Source organism: Erwinia sp. PME.40.26/001 (assembly GCF_055556675.1).
In genome coordinates, this window is record NZ_JBVHNP010000281.1 from 1 (window position 1) to 257 (window position 257).

Annotated in this window: 1 protein-coding gene; it reads left to right on the forward strand. The window is 44.4% G+C overall.

The annotated features are described in order from the left end of the window. Positions 1–80 precede the first annotated feature (80 nt). Positions 81–257, forward strand: a 177-nt coding sequence (locus tag ACZ3HG_RS24190; RefSeq protein ID WP_465334986.1) for an NUMOD4 domain-containing protein, incomplete at its 3' end; no start/stop codon positions are given.

A 257-nucleotide genomic window follows, 5' to 3' on the forward strand; every position in this document is an offset into this window, starting at 1 on the left:
TCCAGCGAAAAGTAAATAGTCACAACGAAGTCCTGTTCCAGCAATGGAGCGGGACTTTTTTGTTATGGGGCAACGGAAAAATGGAAAAGCAAATTCCCGGGTTTCTTGACTACACCGTCGATGAATTGGGGAATGTCTATTCCTACAAGTGCCACAGAAAAATGAAGCTTAAGCCGTGGCTTAATAAGAACGGATATCACGAGGTTAGATTCCGTAATGGAAATGGCCCTTGCAAGGTTTTCAAGGTCCACAGGCTT